The organism is Escherichia sp. SCLE84 (genome assembly GCF_012584495.1).
GTDB lineage: Bacteria > Pseudomonadota > Gammaproteobacteria > Enterobacterales > Enterobacteriaceae > ECMA0423.
The window spans coordinates 4,486,282-4,501,886 of the sequence record NZ_CP051430.1; the positions used below are offsets into that span (position 1 = coordinate 4,486,282).

Here is a 15,605-nt window from a genome sequence, read left to right on the forward strand (position 1 = left end):
AATTGAGGGATGACCTCATTTAATCTCCAGTAGCAACTTTGATCCGTTATGGGAGGAGTTATGCGTCTGGATCGTCTTACTAATAAATTCCAGCTTGCTCTTGCCGATGCCCAATCACTTGCACTCGGGCACGACAACCAATTTATCGAACCACTTCATTTAATGAGCGCCCTGCTGAATCAGGAAGGGGGTTCGGTTAGTCCTTTATTAACATCCGCTGGCATCAATGCTGGCCAGTTGCGCACAGATATCAATCAGGCATTAAATCGTTTACCGCAGGTTGAAGGTACTGGTGGTGATGTCCAGCCATCACAGGATCTGGTGCGCGTTCTTAATCTTTGCGACAAGCTGGCGCAAAAACGTGGTGATAACTTTATCTCGTCAGAACTGTTCGTTCTGGCGGCACTTGAGTCTCGCGGCACGCTGGCCGACATCCTGAAAGCAGCAGGGGCGACCACCGCCAACATTACTCAAGCGATTGAACAAATGCGTGGAGGTGAAAGCGTGAACGATCAAGGTGCTGAAGACCAACGTCAGGCTTTGAAAAAATATACCATCGACCTTACCGAACGAGCCGAACAGGGCAAACTCGATCCGGTGATTGGTCGTGATGAAGAAATTCGCCGTACCATTCAGGTGCTGCAACGTCGTACTAAAAATAACCCGGTACTGATTGGTGAACCCGGCGTCGGTAAAACTGCCATCGTTGAAGGTCTGGCGCAGCGTATTATCAACGGCGAAGTGCCGGAAGGATTGAAAGGCCGCCGCGTACTGGCGCTGGATATGGGCGCGCTGGTGGCTGGGGCGAAATATCGCGGTGAGTTTGAAGAACGTTTAAAAGGCGTGCTTAACGATCTTGCCAAACAGGAAGGCAACGTCATCCTGTTTATCGACGAATTACATACCATGGTCGGCGCGGGTAAAGCCGATGGCGCAATGGACGCCGGAAACATGCTGAAACCGGCGCTGGCGCGTGGTGAATTGCACTGCGTAGGTGCCACGACGCTTGACGAATATCGCCAGTACATTGAAAAAGATGCTGCGCTGGAACGTCGTTTCCAGAAAGTGTTTGTTGCCGAGCCTTCCGTTGAAGATACCATTGCGATTCTGCGTGGCCTGAAAGAACGTTACGAATTGCACCACCATGTGCAAATTACTGACCCGGCAATTGTTGCAGCGGCGACGTTGTCTCATCGCTACATTGCTGACCGTCAGCTGCCGGATAAAGCCATCGACCTGATCGATGAAGCAGCATCCAGCATTCGTATGCAGATTGACTCAAAACCAGAAGAACTCGACCGACTCGATCGTCGTATCATCCAGCTCAAACTGGAACAACAGGCGTTAATGAAAGAGTCTGATGAAGCCAGTAAAAAACGCCTGGATATGCTCAACGAAGAACTGAGCGACAAAGAACGTCAGTACTCCGAGTTAGAAGAAGAGTGGAAAGCAGAGAAGGCATCGCTTTCTGGTACGCAGACCATTAAAGCGGAACTGGAACAGGCGAAAATCGCTATTGAACAGGCTCGCCGTGTGGGGGACCTGGCGCGGATGTCTGAACTGCAATACGGCAAAATCCCGGAACTGGAAAAGCAACTGGAAGCCGCAACGCAGCTCGAAGGCAAAACTATGCGTCTGTTGCGTAATAAAGTGACCGATGCCGAAATTGCTGAAGTGCTGGCGCGTTGGACGGGGATTCCGGTTTCTCGCATGATGGAAAGCGAGCGCGAAAAACTGCTGCGTATGGAACAAGAACTGCACCATCGCGTCATTGGTCAGAACGAAGCGGTTGATGCGGTATCTAACGCTATTCGCCGTAGCCGTGCGGGGTTGGCGGATCCAAATCGCCCGATTGGTTCATTCCTGTTCCTCGGCCCAACGGGTGTGGGGAAAACTGAGCTTTGTAAGGCGCTGGCGAACTTTATGTTTGATAGCGACGAGGCGATGGTCCGTATCGATATGTCCGAGTTTATGGAGAAACACTCGGTGTCTCGTCTGGTTGGTGCGCCTCCGGGATATGTCGGTTATGAAGAAGGTGGCTACCTGACCGAAGCTGTGCGTCGTCGTCCGTATTCCGTCATCCTGCTGGATGAAGTGGAAAAAGCGCATCCGGATGTCTTCAACATTCTGTTGCAGGTACTGGATGATGGTCGTCTGACTGACGGGCAGGGGAGAACGGTCGACTTCCGTAATACGGTTGTCATTATGACCTCTAACCTCGGTTCCGATTTGATTCAGGAACGCTTCGGTGAACTGGATTATGCGCACATGAAAGAGCTGGTGCTCGGTGTGGTAAGCCATAACTTCCGTCCGGAATTCATTAACCGTATTGATGAAGTGGTGGTCTTCCATCCGCTGGGTGAACAGCACATTGCCTCGATTGCGCAGATTCAGTTGAAACGTCTGTACAAACGTCTGGAAGAACGTGGTTATGAAATCCACATTTCTGACGAGGCGCTGAAACTGCTGAGCGAGAACGGTTACGATCCAGTCTATGGTGCACGTCCTTTGAAACGTGCTATCCAGCAGCAGATCGAAAACCCGCTGGCACAGCAAATACTGTCTGGTGAATTGGTTCCGGGTAAAGTGATTCGCCTGGAAGTTAATGAAGACCGGATTGTCGCCGTCCAGTAAATGATAAAACGAGCCCTTCGGGGCTCGTTTTTGTCTATAAGTTAGACGGAAAAGACTATATTTAAGATGTTTTGCCTGAAAAATGAGCGAACGATAAAGTTTTTATATTTTTCGCTTGTCAGGCCGGAATAACTCCCTATAATGCGCCACCACTGACACGGAACAACGGCAAACACGCCGCCGGGTCAGCGGGGTTCTCCTGAGAATTCCGGCAGAGAAAGCAAAAATAAATGCTTGACTCTGTAGCGGGAAAGCGTATTATGCACACCCCGCGCCGCTGAGAAAAAGCGAAGCGGCACTGCTCTTTAACAATTTATCAGACAATCTGTGTGGGCACTCGAAGATACGGATTCTTAACGTCGCAAGACGAAAAATGAATACCAAGTCTCAAGAGTGAACACGTAATTCATTACGAAGTTTAATTCTTTGAGCATCAAACTTTTAAATTGAAGAGTTTGATCATGGCTCAGATTGAACGCTGGCGGCAGGCCTAACACATGCAAGTCGAACGGTAACAGGAAGCAGCTTGCTGCTTCGCTGACGAGTGGCGGACGGGTGAGTAATGTCTGGGAAACTGCCTGATGGAGGGGGATAACTACTGGAAACGGTAGCTAATACCGCATAACGTCGCAAGACCAAAGAGGGGGACCTTCGGGCCTCTTGCCATCGGATGTGCCCAGATGGGATTAGCTTGTTGGTGGGGTAACGGCTCACCAAGGCGACGATCCCTAGCTGGTCTGAGAGGATGACCAGCCACACTGGAACTGAGACACGGTCCAGACTCCTACGGGAGGCAGCAGTGGGGAATATTGCACAATGGGCGCAAGCCTGATGCAGCCATGCCGCGTGTATGAAGAAGGCCTTCGGGTTGTAAAGTACTTTCAGCGGGGAGGAAGGGAGTAAAGTTAATACCTTTGCTCATTGACGTTACCCGCAGAAGAAGCACCGGCTAACTCCGTGCCAGCAGCCGCGGTAATACGGAGGGTGCAAGCGTTAATCGGAATTACTGGGCGTAAAGCGCACGCAGGCGGTTTGTTAAGTCAGATGTGAAATCCCCGGGCTCAACCTGGGAACTGCATCTGATACTGGCAAGCTTGAGTCTCGTAGAGGGGGGTAGAATTCCAGGTGTAGCGGTGAAATGCGTAGAGATCTGGAGGAATACCGGTGGCGAAGGCGGCCCCCTGGACGAAGACTGACGCTCAGGTGCGAAAGCGTGGGGAGCAAACAGGATTAGATACCCTGGTAGTCCACGCCGTAAACGATGTCGACTTGGAGGTTGTGCCCTTGAGGCGTGGCTTCCGGAGCTAACGCGTTAAGTCGACCGCCTGGGGAGTACGGCCGCAAGGTTAAAACTCAAATGAATTGACGGGGGCCCGCACAAGCGGTGGAGCATGTGGTTTAATTCGATGCAACGCGAAGAACCTTACCTGGTCTTGACATCCACGGAAGTTTTCAGAGATGAGAATGTGCCTTCGGGAACCGTGAGACAGGTGCTGCATGGCTGTCGTCAGCTCGTGTTGTGAAATGTTGGGTTAAGTCCCGCAACGAGCGCAACCCTTATCCTTTGTTGCCAGCGGTCCGGCCGGGAACTCAAAGGAGACTGCCAGTGATAAACTGGAGGAAGGTGGGGATGACGTCAAGTCATCATGGCCCTTACGACCAGGGCTACACACGTGCTACAATGGCGCATACAAAGAGAAGCGACCTCGCGAGAGCAAGCGGACCTCATAAAGTGCGTCGTAGTCCGGATTGGAGTCTGCAACTCGACTCCATGAAGTCGGAATCGCTAGTAATCGTGGATCAGAATGCCACGGTGAATACGTTCCCGGGCCTTGTACACACCGCCCGTCACACCATGGGAGTGGGTTGCAAAAGAAGTAGGTAGCTTAACCTTCGGGAGGGCGCTTACCACTTTGTGATTCATGACTGGGGTGAAGTCGTAACAAGGTAACCGTAGGGGAACCTGCGGTTGGATCACCTCCTTACCTTAAAGAAGCGTTCTTTGCAGTGCTCACACAGATTGTCTGATGAAAAGTAAATAGCAAGGCGTTTACGCGTTGGGAGTGAGGCTGAAGAGAATAAGGCCGTTCGCTTTCTATTAATGAAAGCTCACCCTACACGAAAATATCACGCAACGCGTGATAAGCAATTTTCGTGTCCCCTTCGTCTAGAGGCCCAGGACACCGCCCTTTCACGGCGGTAACAGGGGTTCGAATCCCCTAGGGGACGCCACTTGCTGGTTTGTGAGTGAAAGTCGCCGACCCCAATATCTCAAAACAGACTGTTAAGTCTTGTTTGAGATATTTGCTCTTTAAAAATCTGGATCAAGCTGAAAATTGAAACACTGAACAACGAAAGTTGTTCGTGAGTCTCTCAAATTTTCGCAACTCTGAAGTGAAACATCTTCGGGTTGTGAGGTTAAGCGACTAAGCGTACACGGTGGATGCCCTGGCAGTCAGAGGCGATGAAGGACGTGCTAATCTGCGATAAGCGTCGGTAAGGTGATATGAACCGTTATAACCGGCGATTTCCGAATGGGGAAACCCAGTGTGTTTCGACACACTATCATTAACTGAATCCATAGGTTAATGAGGCGAACCGGGGGAACTGAAACATCTAAGTACCCCGAGGAAAAGAAATCAACCGAGATTCCCCCAGTAGCGGCGAGCGAACGGGGAGCAGCCCAGAGCCTGAATCAGTGTGTGTGTTAGTGGAAGCGTCTGGAAAGGCGCGCGATACAGGGTGACAGCCCCGTACACAAAAATGCACATGCTGTGAGCTCGATGAGTAGGGCGGGACACGTGGTATCCTGTCTGAATATGGGGGGACCATCCTCCAAGGCTAAATACTCCTGACTGACCGATAGTGAACCAGTACCGTGAGGGAAAGGCGAAAAGAACCCCGGCGAGGGGAGTGAAAAAGAACCTGAAACCGTGTACGTACAAGCAGTGGGAGCACAGAGCAATCTGTGTGACTGCGTACCTTTTGTATAATGGGTCAGCGACTTATATTCTGTAGCAAGGTTAACCGAATAGGGGAGCCGAAGGGAAACCGAGTCTTAACTGGGCGTTAAGTTGCAGGGTATAGACCCGAAACCCGGTGATCTAGCCATGGGCAGGTTGAAGGTTGGGTAACACTAACTGGAGGACCGAACCGACTAATGTTGAAAAATTAGCGGATGACTTGTGGCTGGGGGTGAAAGGCCAATCAAACCGGGAGATAGCTGGTTCTCCCCGAAAGCTATTTAGGTAGCGCCTCGTGAATTCATCTCCGGGGGTAGAGCACTGTTTCGGCAAGGGGGTCATCCCGACTTACCAACCCGATGCAAACTGCGAATACCGGAGAATGTTATCACGGGAGACACACGGCGGGTGCTAACGTCCGTCGTGAAGAGGGAAACAACCCAGACCGCCAGCTAAGGTCCCAAAGTCATGGTTAAGTGGGAAACGATGTGGGAAGGCCCAGACAGCCAGGATGTTGGCTTAGAAGCAGCCATCATTTAAAGAAAGCGTAATAGCTCACTGGTCGAGTCGGCCTGCGCGGAAGATGTAACGGGGCTAAACCATGCACCGAAGCTGCGGCAGCGACGCTTATGCGTTGTTGGGTAGGGGAGCGTTCTGTAAGCCTGTGAAGGTGTACTGTGAGGTATGCTGGAGGTATCAGAAGTGCGAATGCTGACATAAGTAACGATAAAGCGGGTGAAAAGCCCGCTCGCCGGAAGACCAAGGGTTCCTGTCCAACGTTAATCGGGGCAGGGTGAGTCGACCCCTAAGGCGAGGCCGAAAGGCGTAGTCGATGGGAAACAGGTTAATATTCCTGTACTTGGTGTTACTGCGAAGGGGGGACGGAGAAGGCTATGTTGGCCGGGCGACGGTTGTCCCGGTTTAAGCGTGTAGGCTGGTTTTCCAGGCAAATCCGGAAAATCAAGGCTGAGGCGTGATGACGAGGCACTACGGTGCTGAAGCAACAAATGCCCTGCTTCCAGGAAAAGCCTCTAAGCATCAGGTAACATCAAATCGTACCCCAAACCGACACAGGTGGTCAGGTAGAGAATACCAAGGCGCTTGAGAGAACTCGGGTGAAGGAACTAGGCAAAATGGTGCCGTAACTTCGGGAGAAGGCACGCTGATATGTAGGTGAAGTCCCTCGCGGATGGAGCTGAAATCAGTCGAAGATACCAGCTGGCTGCAACTGTTTATTAAAAACACAGCACTGTGCAAACACGAAAGTGGACGTATACGGTGTGACGCCTGCCCGGTGCCGGAAGGTTAATTGATGGGGTCAGCGCAAGCGAAGCTCTTGATCGAAGCCCCGGTAAACGGCGGCCGTAACTATAACGGTCCTAAGGTAGCGAAATTCCTTGTCGGGTAAGTTCCGACCTGCACGAATGGCGTAATGATGGCCAGGCTGTCTCCACCCGAGACTCAGTGAAATTGAACTCGCTGTGAAGATGCAGTGTACCCGCGGCAAGACGGAAAGACCCCGTGAACCTTTACTATAGCTTGACACTGAACATTGAGCCTTGATGTGTAGGATAGGTGGGAGGCTTTGAAGTGTGGACGCCAGTCTGCATGGAGCCGACCTTGAAATACCACCCTTTAATGTTTGATGTTCTAACGTGGACCCGTGATCCGGGTTGCGGACAGTGTCTGGTGGGTAGTTTGACTGGGGCGGTCTCCTCCTAAAGAGTAACGGAGGAGCACGAAGGTTGGCTAATCCTGGTCGGACATCAGGAGGTTAGTGCAATGGCATAAGCCAGCTTGACTGCGAGCGTGACGGCGCGAGCAGGTGCGAAAGCAGGTCATAGTGATCCGGTGGTTCTGAATGGAAGGGCCATCGCTCAACGGATAAAAGGTACTCCGGGGATAACAGGCTGATACCGCCCAAGAGTTCATATCGACGGCGGTGTTTGGCACCTCGATGTCGGCTCATCACATCCTGGGGCTGAAGTAGGTCCCAAGGGTATGGCTGTTCGCCATTTAAAGTGGTACGCGAGCTGGGTTTAGAACGTCGTGAGACAGTTCGGTCCCTATCTGCCGTGGGCGCTGGAGAACTGAGGGGGGCTGCTCCTAGTACGAGAGGACCGGAGTGGACGCATCACTGGTGTTCGGGTTGTCATGCCAATGGCACTGCCCGGTAGCTAAATGCGGAAGAGATAAGTGCTGAAAGCATCTAAGCACGAAACTTGCCCCGAGATGAGTTCTCCCTGACTCCTTGAGAGTCCTGAAGGAACGTTGAAGACGACGACGTTGATAGGCCGGGTGTGTAAGCGCAGCGATGCGTTGAGCTAACCGGTACTAATGAACCGTGAGGCTTAACCTTACAACGCCGAAGCTGTTTTGGCGGATGAGAGAAAGATTTTCAGCCTGATACAGATTAAATCAGAACGCAGAAGCGGTCTGATAAAACAGAATTTGCCTGGCGGCCGTAGCGCGGTGGTCCCACCTGACCCCATGCCGAACTCAGAAGTGAAACGCCGTAGCGCCGATGGTAGTGTGGGGTCTCCCCATGCGAGAGTAGGGAACTGCCAGGCATCAAATTAAGCGAAAGGCCATCAGTCACGATGGCCTTTTTGCGTTGGCGCAGAAAAAAATGCCTGATGCGACGCTGCGCGTCTTATACTCCCACATATGCCAGATTCAGCAACGGATGCGGTTTCCCCAACTTGCCTACTTCCATACGTGTCCTCCTTACCAGAAATTTATCCTTAAGCTCCTCAATAACCATTTTCCTGCTAACTAAATTCATGGTTAAGGTTGCATAATGATACGCAACAAATGTGTAACATTTTCTTTACCAAAAGAAATAGATAAAAGCGACCGACAAAAGCATCGGATTACGGCAGGAGACATAATGGCATGGCTGAAAGTACTGTAACGGCAGACAGCAAACTGACAAGTAGTGATACTCGTCGCCGCATTTGGGCGATTGTGGGGGCCTCTTCAGGTAATCTGGTCGAGTGGTTCGATTTCTATGTCTACTCGTTCTGTTCACTCTACTTTGCCCACATTTTCTTCCCTTCCGGGAACACGACGACTCAACTACTACAAACAGCAGGTGTTTTTGCTGCGGGATTCCTGATGCGCCCAATAGGCGGTTGGCTATTTGGCCGCATAGCCGATAAACATGGTCGCAAAAAATCGATGCTGTTATCGGTGTGTATGATGTGTTTCGGATCGCTGGTTATCGCCTGCCTCCCAGGTTATGAAACTATAGGTACGTGGGCTCCGGCATTATTGCTTCTCGCGCGTTTATTTCAGGGATTATCTGTTGGCGGAGAATATGGCACCAGCGCCACCTATATGAGTGAAGTTGCCGTTGAAGGGCGCAAAGGTTTTTACGCATCATTTCAGTATGTGACGTTGATCGGCGGACAACTGCTAGCCCTACTGGTTGTCGTGGTTTTACAACACACCATGGAAGACGCTGCACTCAGAGAGTGGGGATGGCGTATTCCTTTCGCGTTAGGAGCTGTGTTAGCTGTTGTGGCGTTGTGGTTACGTCGTCAGTTAGATGAAACTTCGCAACAAGAAACGCGCGCTTTAAAAGAAGCTGGATCTCTGAAAGGATTATGGCGCAATCGCCGTGCATTCATCATGGTTCTCGGTTTTACCGCTGCGGGCTCCCTTTGTTTCTATACCTTCACCACTTATATGCAGAAGTATCTGGTAAATACTGCGGGAATGCATGCCAACGTGGCGAGTGGCATTATGACTGCCGCATTGTTTGTATTCATGCTTATTCAACCACTCATTGGCGCGCTGTCGGATAAGATTGGTCGCCGTACCTCAATGTTATGTTTCGGTTCGCTGGCAGCCATTTTTACCGTTCCTATTCTCTCAGCATTGCAAAACGTTTCCTCGCCTTATGCCGCTTTTGGTCTGGTGATGTGTGCCCTGCTGATAGTGAGTTTTTATACATCAATCAGTGGAATACTGAAGGCTGAGATGTTCCCGGCACAGGTTCGCGCATTAGGCGTTGGTCTGTCATATGCGGTCGCTAATGCTATATTTGGTGGTTCGGCGGAGTACGTAGCGTTGTCGCTGAAATCAATAGGAATGGAAACAGCCTTCTTCTGGTATGTGACCTTGATGGCCGTGGTGGCGTTTCTGGTTTCTTTGATGCTACATCGCAAAGGGAAGGGGATGCGTCTTTAGTGACGGGTCAGTTGCCAGACGGTATAGCCGGTGCTTGCACCGGCGACATCCCAGGCCAAATCCTTCCAGCTCCAGCCGCTCCCTTCGGGGCGGCTATCCCAAAGTTCTTTTGACGCGCCCAGCCCAACAGAGAACATCAGCCCGAAAGTGGCACTGCGATCGCGACTCATCCCCTGATGCTGTGCATATTCATTTCCGGCGGCGGAAAGCATCGCCGAGGCGATAAAGTGTTGAGCTTTATCCTGCCCGCTCCAGCTATCGTTAGCCATATGGCTGCATCCAGAAAGTAACAATAGCGAACAGACAAAAAGAATACGCAAAACGTGGCCTCCAAAACAAACCCCGTACAGGACGGGGTTGTGATTACAGGATGCGGCTAATTAATCGGTCGATGCGGATACGGCGTAAACGGCGGATGAGTTTACGAACCTTCACCGGATAATCGGCAATACTTTGCAGGTCGCGATAGTGCTTAACGATGGTGGTATGCTCGCGGATCAGCTCCAGTTCTTTCTCTCGCTGCGGCGCAAGCTCCAGTTGTGGATCGTGGATCAAAATGGCGTTTTCCAGATCCAGACGCCAGGCGCGCGGGTTCAGGTTATTACCGGTGATCAACATCCACTTATCATCAACCCACATCCCTTTCAGGTGATAGGTGTTGTCGTCATCTTTCCATAACCGAACCACTAGCTGGTCAGTATTGACGTAATACTGCAAACGGCTCAGGAAACGACGCAGATTGATCTCATAGAGATAAGGCAATGCGCCAATTATCTTGAAAGGTTCATCTTCCGGAATGTAGAAGTCGTTCGCGGTTTTATCACCAACAATAATTTCGACCTTTTTCCCTTCGCGCAGCAACTGGATAATATTGCGCACAAGGATTGCTGGCAGGTTGAAGTATGGCGTACAGATGGTTAGTTTCTGCTCGGCACAAGGCATAAGATGGAAAATGGTCTTGTTCAACAGACTCGATTTCCCCAGCCCCACTAGCGGCGTTACGGAAAGCTGATCGTTGTCGGCATCGCCCTGGAAATGATAAGCGGCATCACGCAGCTCCTGGCGGAACAGACGAATATCGTTCTTGATTTCCGGGCTTTTTGGCCGATTAACATCATCCAGACGATTAACGCCGCGGCCATTCATAATATTCTGTGTAACCCATTCAAACATAATGTCTGACATCTTACGGTTACGGATCAGATGATAACGGTCGTAGCGATATTTATCGTGCTGATGCAGGTAAACATCGTTCAGGCTGGCACCGCTATAAAGTACGCTATCGTCGATGATAAAGCCTTTAAAGTGCAGAACACCAAGGGCTTCACGGGTATTGATTGGAACGCCATAAACCGGAACATCTACGCCCGGATTTTCCTGCGCCATGCGGCAGTACCAGTCAGCGTTAGTGTTAGATGCCGCAGCGCCAATGCGTCCACGTTGTGCACGATGCCAGTCGACCAGCACCCGCACATCCAGTTCCGGACGCTGCCTTTTAGCTTCATACAACGCGTTCAGAATGCCTTTGCCACCGTCATCCTGTTCGAGATACAGGGCGACAATGCAAATGCGCTGCTTCGCGCTGGCTATTTTTTCCAGCAGCGTCTCCCGGAAGTCGGCGGGAGCGTAAAAGAAATCGACATCATCAACTGATTGAGAAATCTTGGGTAGTTGGGCAAGGTGTTGTTGATGTTTATTACGCTTAAATTTTGACAACATCACAGTGCATTTCTTCTCTGTTCATTGAAGGGTCCTCTGTGCAATGCAGACGACATAAGCGGGCAATAATAACACCAGTCCCGATTAAGTGGTCAACATTTCCAGTACCTTACTCATGATTCCTCGCGTTGGGCAAGATTTAGCGTAAGCCCAACGATCCCCTCTTCGAGCTGGATATCAACGTTAAACCCGAGCTTGCGGGCTAGCGCCACCATGCCACGATTGTTTGGCATCGTAATACCATTCAGACGTTGTAGTCCGTGATCTCGCGTATAGGTAATCAACTTTTCCATTAAGCGTCGACCTAAGCCTAACCCTTTGAGATCCGAGCGAACCAGCACAGCAAATTCGGCATCGATGTTATCAGGATCGGAAATCGCACGCGTGACGCCGAGGATCTCTTCCGTTTGATCAATACGTCGTACCGCTACAAACGCCATTTCCCGATCGTAGTCGATCTGTGTCATGTTGGCTAAATCTTCATGGGTAAATTCGTTGATCTCGCTAAAGTAGCGGTAATAAAGATCTTCTTTGGTGACTCGCGAAATGAATTGCTGAAGTTGTGGCTCATCTTCTGGCAAAATCGGGCGGAACAAGCAGCGTTCACCGTTTTTCAATTCTACCCATTCTTCCAGCTGATGCGGATAAGGGCGCACTGCCAGCCGACTCTCGTTATCGCCTTCAAACGGCGAGATATCCAGCGTGACATCCAGCGCGGTAAATTCACTGCCAGAAGCCAGCAAAGGATGAATATCCAGACGCTGAATTTCCGGGCAATCGACAATCAAGTTGGAAACCTGCACCAGAAGCTGGCTCAAGCCTGCAACATCCAATGGGCGTAGCGCACTGCGTGCACGAATCTTTTTACTTTTGATCCCCTGAATAACCAGATAGCGGGCCAGGTTCATGTTCAGCGGCGGTAACGCGACGACGGCTTGATCTTCAGGACGCCACTCCACACCGCCTTCGCCCAGCATGATCAACGGCCCGAAAACCGGATCGTGCTCAACCACAACCCGCAACTCCTGAGCACCAGCACGGTTAGCCATACTTTGCACCAACAGGCCGTGGACCCGTGCCTGCGGCCAGGCCATTTTTACGCGATCGAAAATGGCGTTTGCCGCTTGCTGGACTTCATTGGCTGTACGCAGGTAGAGCATGACGCCCTGAACTTCCGATTTATGTGGAATATCCGGCGAACGCAATTTCAGCGCCACCGGATAACCAATCTGTTCGGCAATATGCACCGCTTCGGTGCTATCGCTGGCAATCCAGGTGGGGAGCGTGTTCATGCCATATGCTTGCAGGATAGGCTGAACTTCATGGGTATCGAGTGACGTTGCTCCTTCGGCAATCGCCTGTTGCAACAGAAGATGCGCTTCTGCGGTATTGGAGGTCAGATTGCTGGGCAACGCCGGCGTTTCGCGTAGTTGCTTCTGATTACGCCGGTACTCCACCATATGCATAAAAGCAGTGATGGTTCCTTCCGGGGTACGGTAGGTCGGCAGCCCGGCTTCGCTGAATAATCGTCGTGCCTCTTGCGAGGAATGTTCGCCACACCAGTTCGTCAGCAGAGAAACATACTTGCTGCGGGGATGATGCTTTACCGCTTCAATTAATACTTGCGCGCTTTCTGTTGCGGGAGCAGCGGCGCTGGGCGAATGAATAACCATCAGCGCATCAAAATCCTGGCTGTGGAGCAGAATGTCCAGCGTTTTAATATAGTGCTCACTGCTGGCGTCATCGCGCAGATCGAGCGGGTTAGAGATTGCCACATGTCCTGGCAGTGCATCGCGCAGTTTCTGGCAGGTTTCTTCGCTTAGTGTTGCCAGCTTGCCATTGCGTGACCATAAGGCATCAAGCGCCAGCGCGGCAGGCGCAGCACCGTTGCTGATAATCATCAACCGGTCGCCACGCAGCGGGCGCATATGGCTAAGGGTTTCCACCGCCGAAAACAGTTCGTGGGTGTCCTGTACCCGCAACAAACCGGCACGCTGAATAGCCGCATCCCACGCCGGATCCATTCCTGCCGTGGTGTTCAACAGACGTTGAGCCGCCGGGCTACGTCCGCTTTTAATCACCAGAATCGGTTTGTTGCGAGAGGCACTACGGGCCGCCGAAACAAAGCGTCGCGCGTCGCTTAACTGTTCGAGATAGAGCAGGATGGCGCTGGTTTTACTGTCGCGTGCCAGATAGTCAAGCAATTCATCAACGTCGATATCCAGGCTGTCGCCGAGCGCAATAAAGTAGGAAAAGCCCATCTTACGCTGTTGCGCCCAGTCGAGGATGGTGTTGGAGACGGCAGCCGATTGCGAAATAAACGCCAGCTTGCCGCGTTTAATCGGCACAGGCGAAAAGCTGGCATTCAGACCTTGCCAGGGAGCCAGTAAACCCAGACTGTTTGGTCCAAGCAGGCGCATGTTATGGCGCAGGGCGCAGGCGCGGAGATCTTCGTGTTGCGATGCCGGGGCGGAAAGAATAATGCAGGTTTTACAGCCTTTCTCGCTGAGCTCTTCCAGAAGAGCAAGATTACGGCTGGCATTGGTACATAAAACCGCAAGGTCGGGTGTAAAGGGCAAGCTGGCAATATCCGGCCAGGCCAACACACCCAACACCGCTTTCCAGGCTGGCGTCACCGGGAGTACCGGTCCGTTAAAGCCTCCCGCCAGCAGGTTACGCATCATCAGGTAACCTGCGCGATTGGGTTTCATCGACGCGCCAATTACCGCTATCGATTTTGGTCGCAGTAGTGCTTCCAGTCCTCGCTGACTCATACCGGTCTCCCGCAGAAGTGACCGAATGATTTTAAACGCTTTCTAACTGTTCTGCTGTGATGCTACCCAGATGTTGCGTTTTTCCTGCCAGATAGCGTGTTTTAAAGCGGGTAAAATGCTCGCCTAACCCTGCTGCCGCCCCGGTATCGCTGGCCATATCTAACAGTGCGATGGCTACCTCGGCAGTACAATATTGGCCTGCAGCCTGGGCTTCACGCAGGCGATAGGCAGAAAGCCGGGAAAGATCGACGGAAATGACGGGAAGATTATCCAGATACGGACTTTTACGAAACATCTTGCGAGCTTCCGGCCAGGTACCATCGAGCATGATAAACAGCGGTGGCTTACCGGCAGGTGGTGTGAAGATCACTTCCCGTTGCTCATCAGCATACGAAGCGGGAAAGACCACCATTGGCTGATAGTCCGGGTTTTGCACCAACTCCAGCAAATCCTGCGAGGGTTCGGTACGCGACCATTGAAACGCAACGGTATCAGGCAAAATATCAGCAATCAGACGCCCGGTATTACTGGGCTTCATTGGCTCGGTGTCGAACATCAGCAAACAGAAGCGACTTTTTGCTTGTGCTGGGGTAATTGTCGAACAGAGACATAATTTCTCTGGCAAAAGACAGCGTTGGCAGCGACGAACGCGATTACCGCGGGCAAGAAAAGGACGTGTTGCGCGCGCAATACGCTCGGCGCGTAACTGGAGAACAGCGTTTTCGGTCATAAGAGAGCGTCGAAAAAACGCCATTGTCGCAGAGGAGAAAACGGGGCACAAGATGCACCCCGGTAAGATTAAAGAGATTCGTTCAGCCAGCTATCGAACGGCGCTTTCGGTACTGCGCCATTAAGCATGTCGACAACCTGACCGTTTTTGAAAATCATGATCGTCGGTATACTACGAATTCCAAAGCGACTGCTCAATTCACGTTCAGCTTCGGTATTCACTTTCACAAAGCGCACTTTACCGCTACGCTCTTGCGCGACATCTTCAAAAATTGGTGCGAAATTACGGCAGGGGCCGCACCACGGTGCCCAGAAGTCGATCACCACAGGTAGATCATCCTTCAGCAATTTGTCGAGTGTTTCACCGGTCGCATTAATCACCTCTCCGTCAAACAAGTCGTGACCGCAGCGTCCGCATTTTGCCGCATCTTCGATCCGATCGTCGGGAATGCGATTGATGGCCTGACAATGGGTACAAACGGTATTCATAACTAACCTCGGGATGAGTAAGGAGACTTATCGGCAACGACGCCGGTATGTTTCTAATATGTTACATATTATCGGGGACATTGTTCTAGACAACAATCTGTTT

7 protein-coding genes, 1 tRNA gene and 3 rRNA genes are annotated in these 15,605 nt (G+C 51.5%); 6 read left to right on the forward strand and 5 right to left on the reverse strand.

The features are described 5' to 3' along the window. Positions 1-60: 60 nt before the first annotated feature. The 6 genes from clpB to kgtP all read left to right on the forward strand — a co-directional run bounded on the left by clpB (position 61) and on the right by kgtP (position 9,791). Positions 61-2,634: an ATP-dependent chaperone ClpB gene (gene clpB / locus HGD79_RS21875; protein ID WP_001235102.1), complete on the forward strand. Its 2,574-nt coding sequence runs from the start codon at positions 61-63 to the stop codon at positions 2,632-2,634. Between the two features lie 443 nt (positions 2,635-3,077). Continuing rightward, positions 3,078-4,619, forward strand: a 16S ribosomal RNA gene (locus HGD79_RS21880). A gap of 171 nt (positions 4,620-4,790) precedes the next feature. After that, positions 4,791-4,866: transfer RNA gene (locus HGD79_RS21885), tRNA-Glu, on the forward strand. 184 nt (positions 4,867-5,050) lie between these two features. Beyond that, positions 5,051-7,956 (forward strand): 23S ribosomal RNA (locus tag HGD79_RS21890). Positions 7,957-8,051: 95 nt separating this feature from the next. Further along, a 5S ribosomal RNA gene (rrf, locus tag HGD79_RS21895) occupies positions 8,052-8,167 on the forward strand. Together the 16S, 23S and 5S rRNA genes with 1 tRNA gene alongside form the textbook arrangement of a ribosomal RNA operon. Positions 8,168-8,492: 325 nt before the next feature. Next, complete coding sequence (gene kgtP / locus HGD79_RS21900; protein ID WP_000841103.1) at positions 8,493-9,791, forward strand: alpha-ketoglutarate permease; 1,299 nt, start codon at positions 8,493-8,495, stop codon at positions 9,789-9,791. Here the strand turns inward: kgtP and HGD79_RS21905 are convergent. The 5 genes from HGD79_RS21905 to trxC all read right to left on the reverse strand — a co-directional run bounded on the left by HGD79_RS21905 (position 9,788) and on the right by trxC (position 15,502). After that, on the reverse strand, positions 9,788-10,111 hold the full coding sequence (locus HGD79_RS21905; protein ID WP_001378313.1) for a YfiM family lipoprotein: 324 nt from the start codon (positions 10,109-10,111) through the stop codon (positions 9,788-9,790). The genes kgtP and HGD79_RS21905 overlap by 4 nt on opposite strands. Before the next feature lie 43 nt (positions 10,112-10,154). Then, entirely contained in the window at positions 10,155-11,510 is a 1,356-nt protein-coding gene (gene pssA, locus HGD79_RS21910) for a CDP-diacylglycerol--serine O-phosphatidyltransferase (RefSeq protein WP_000949265.1), read from the reverse strand. Positions 11,511-11,623: 113 nt separating this feature from the next. Then, complete coding sequence (pat, locus tag HGD79_RS21915) at positions 11,624-14,284, reverse strand: protein lysine acetyltransferase (RefSeq protein WP_168848503.1); 2,661 nt, start codon at positions 14,282-14,284, stop codon at positions 11,624-11,626. Positions 14,285-14,315: 31 nt separating this feature from the next. Then, complete coding sequence (gene tapT / locus HGD79_RS21920) at positions 14,316-15,014, reverse strand: tRNA-uridine aminocarboxypropyltransferase (RefSeq protein ID WP_001298975.1); 699 nt, start codon at positions 15,012-15,014, stop codon at positions 14,316-14,318. 68 nt (positions 15,015-15,082) lie between these two features. Beyond that, complete coding sequence (gene trxC, locus HGD79_RS21925) at positions 15,083-15,502, reverse strand: thioredoxin TrxC (protein WP_001098726.1); 420 nt, start codon at positions 15,500-15,502, stop codon at positions 15,083-15,085. Positions 15,503-15,605: the final 103 nt, after the last annotated feature.

What these genes read in the sequence shown, in the direction of transcription:
- clpB (WP_001235102.1), top strand. Translation starts at nt 61, where the DNA reads ATGCGTCTGGATCGTCTTACTAATAAATTCCAGCTTGCTCTTGCCGAT.
- kgtP (WP_000841103.1), top strand. Translation starts at nt 8,493, where the DNA reads ATGGCTGAAAGTACTGTAACGGCAGACAGCAAACTGACAAGTAGTGAT.
- pssA (WP_000949265.1), bottom strand. Translation starts at nt 11,510, where the DNA reads ATGTTGTCAAAATTTAAGCGTAATAAACATCAACAACACCTTGCCCAA.
- pat (WP_168848503.1), bottom strand. Translation starts at nt 14,284, where the DNA reads ATGAGTCAGCGAGGACTGGAAGCACTACTGCGACCAAAATCGATAGCG.
- tapT (WP_001298975.1), bottom strand. Translation starts at nt 15,014, where the DNA reads ATGACCGAAAACGCTGTTCTCCAGTTACGCGCCGAGCGTATTGCGCGC.
- trxC (WP_001098726.1), bottom strand. Translation starts at nt 15,502, where the DNA reads ATGAATACCGTTTGTACCCATTGTCAGGCCATCAATCGCATTCCCGAC.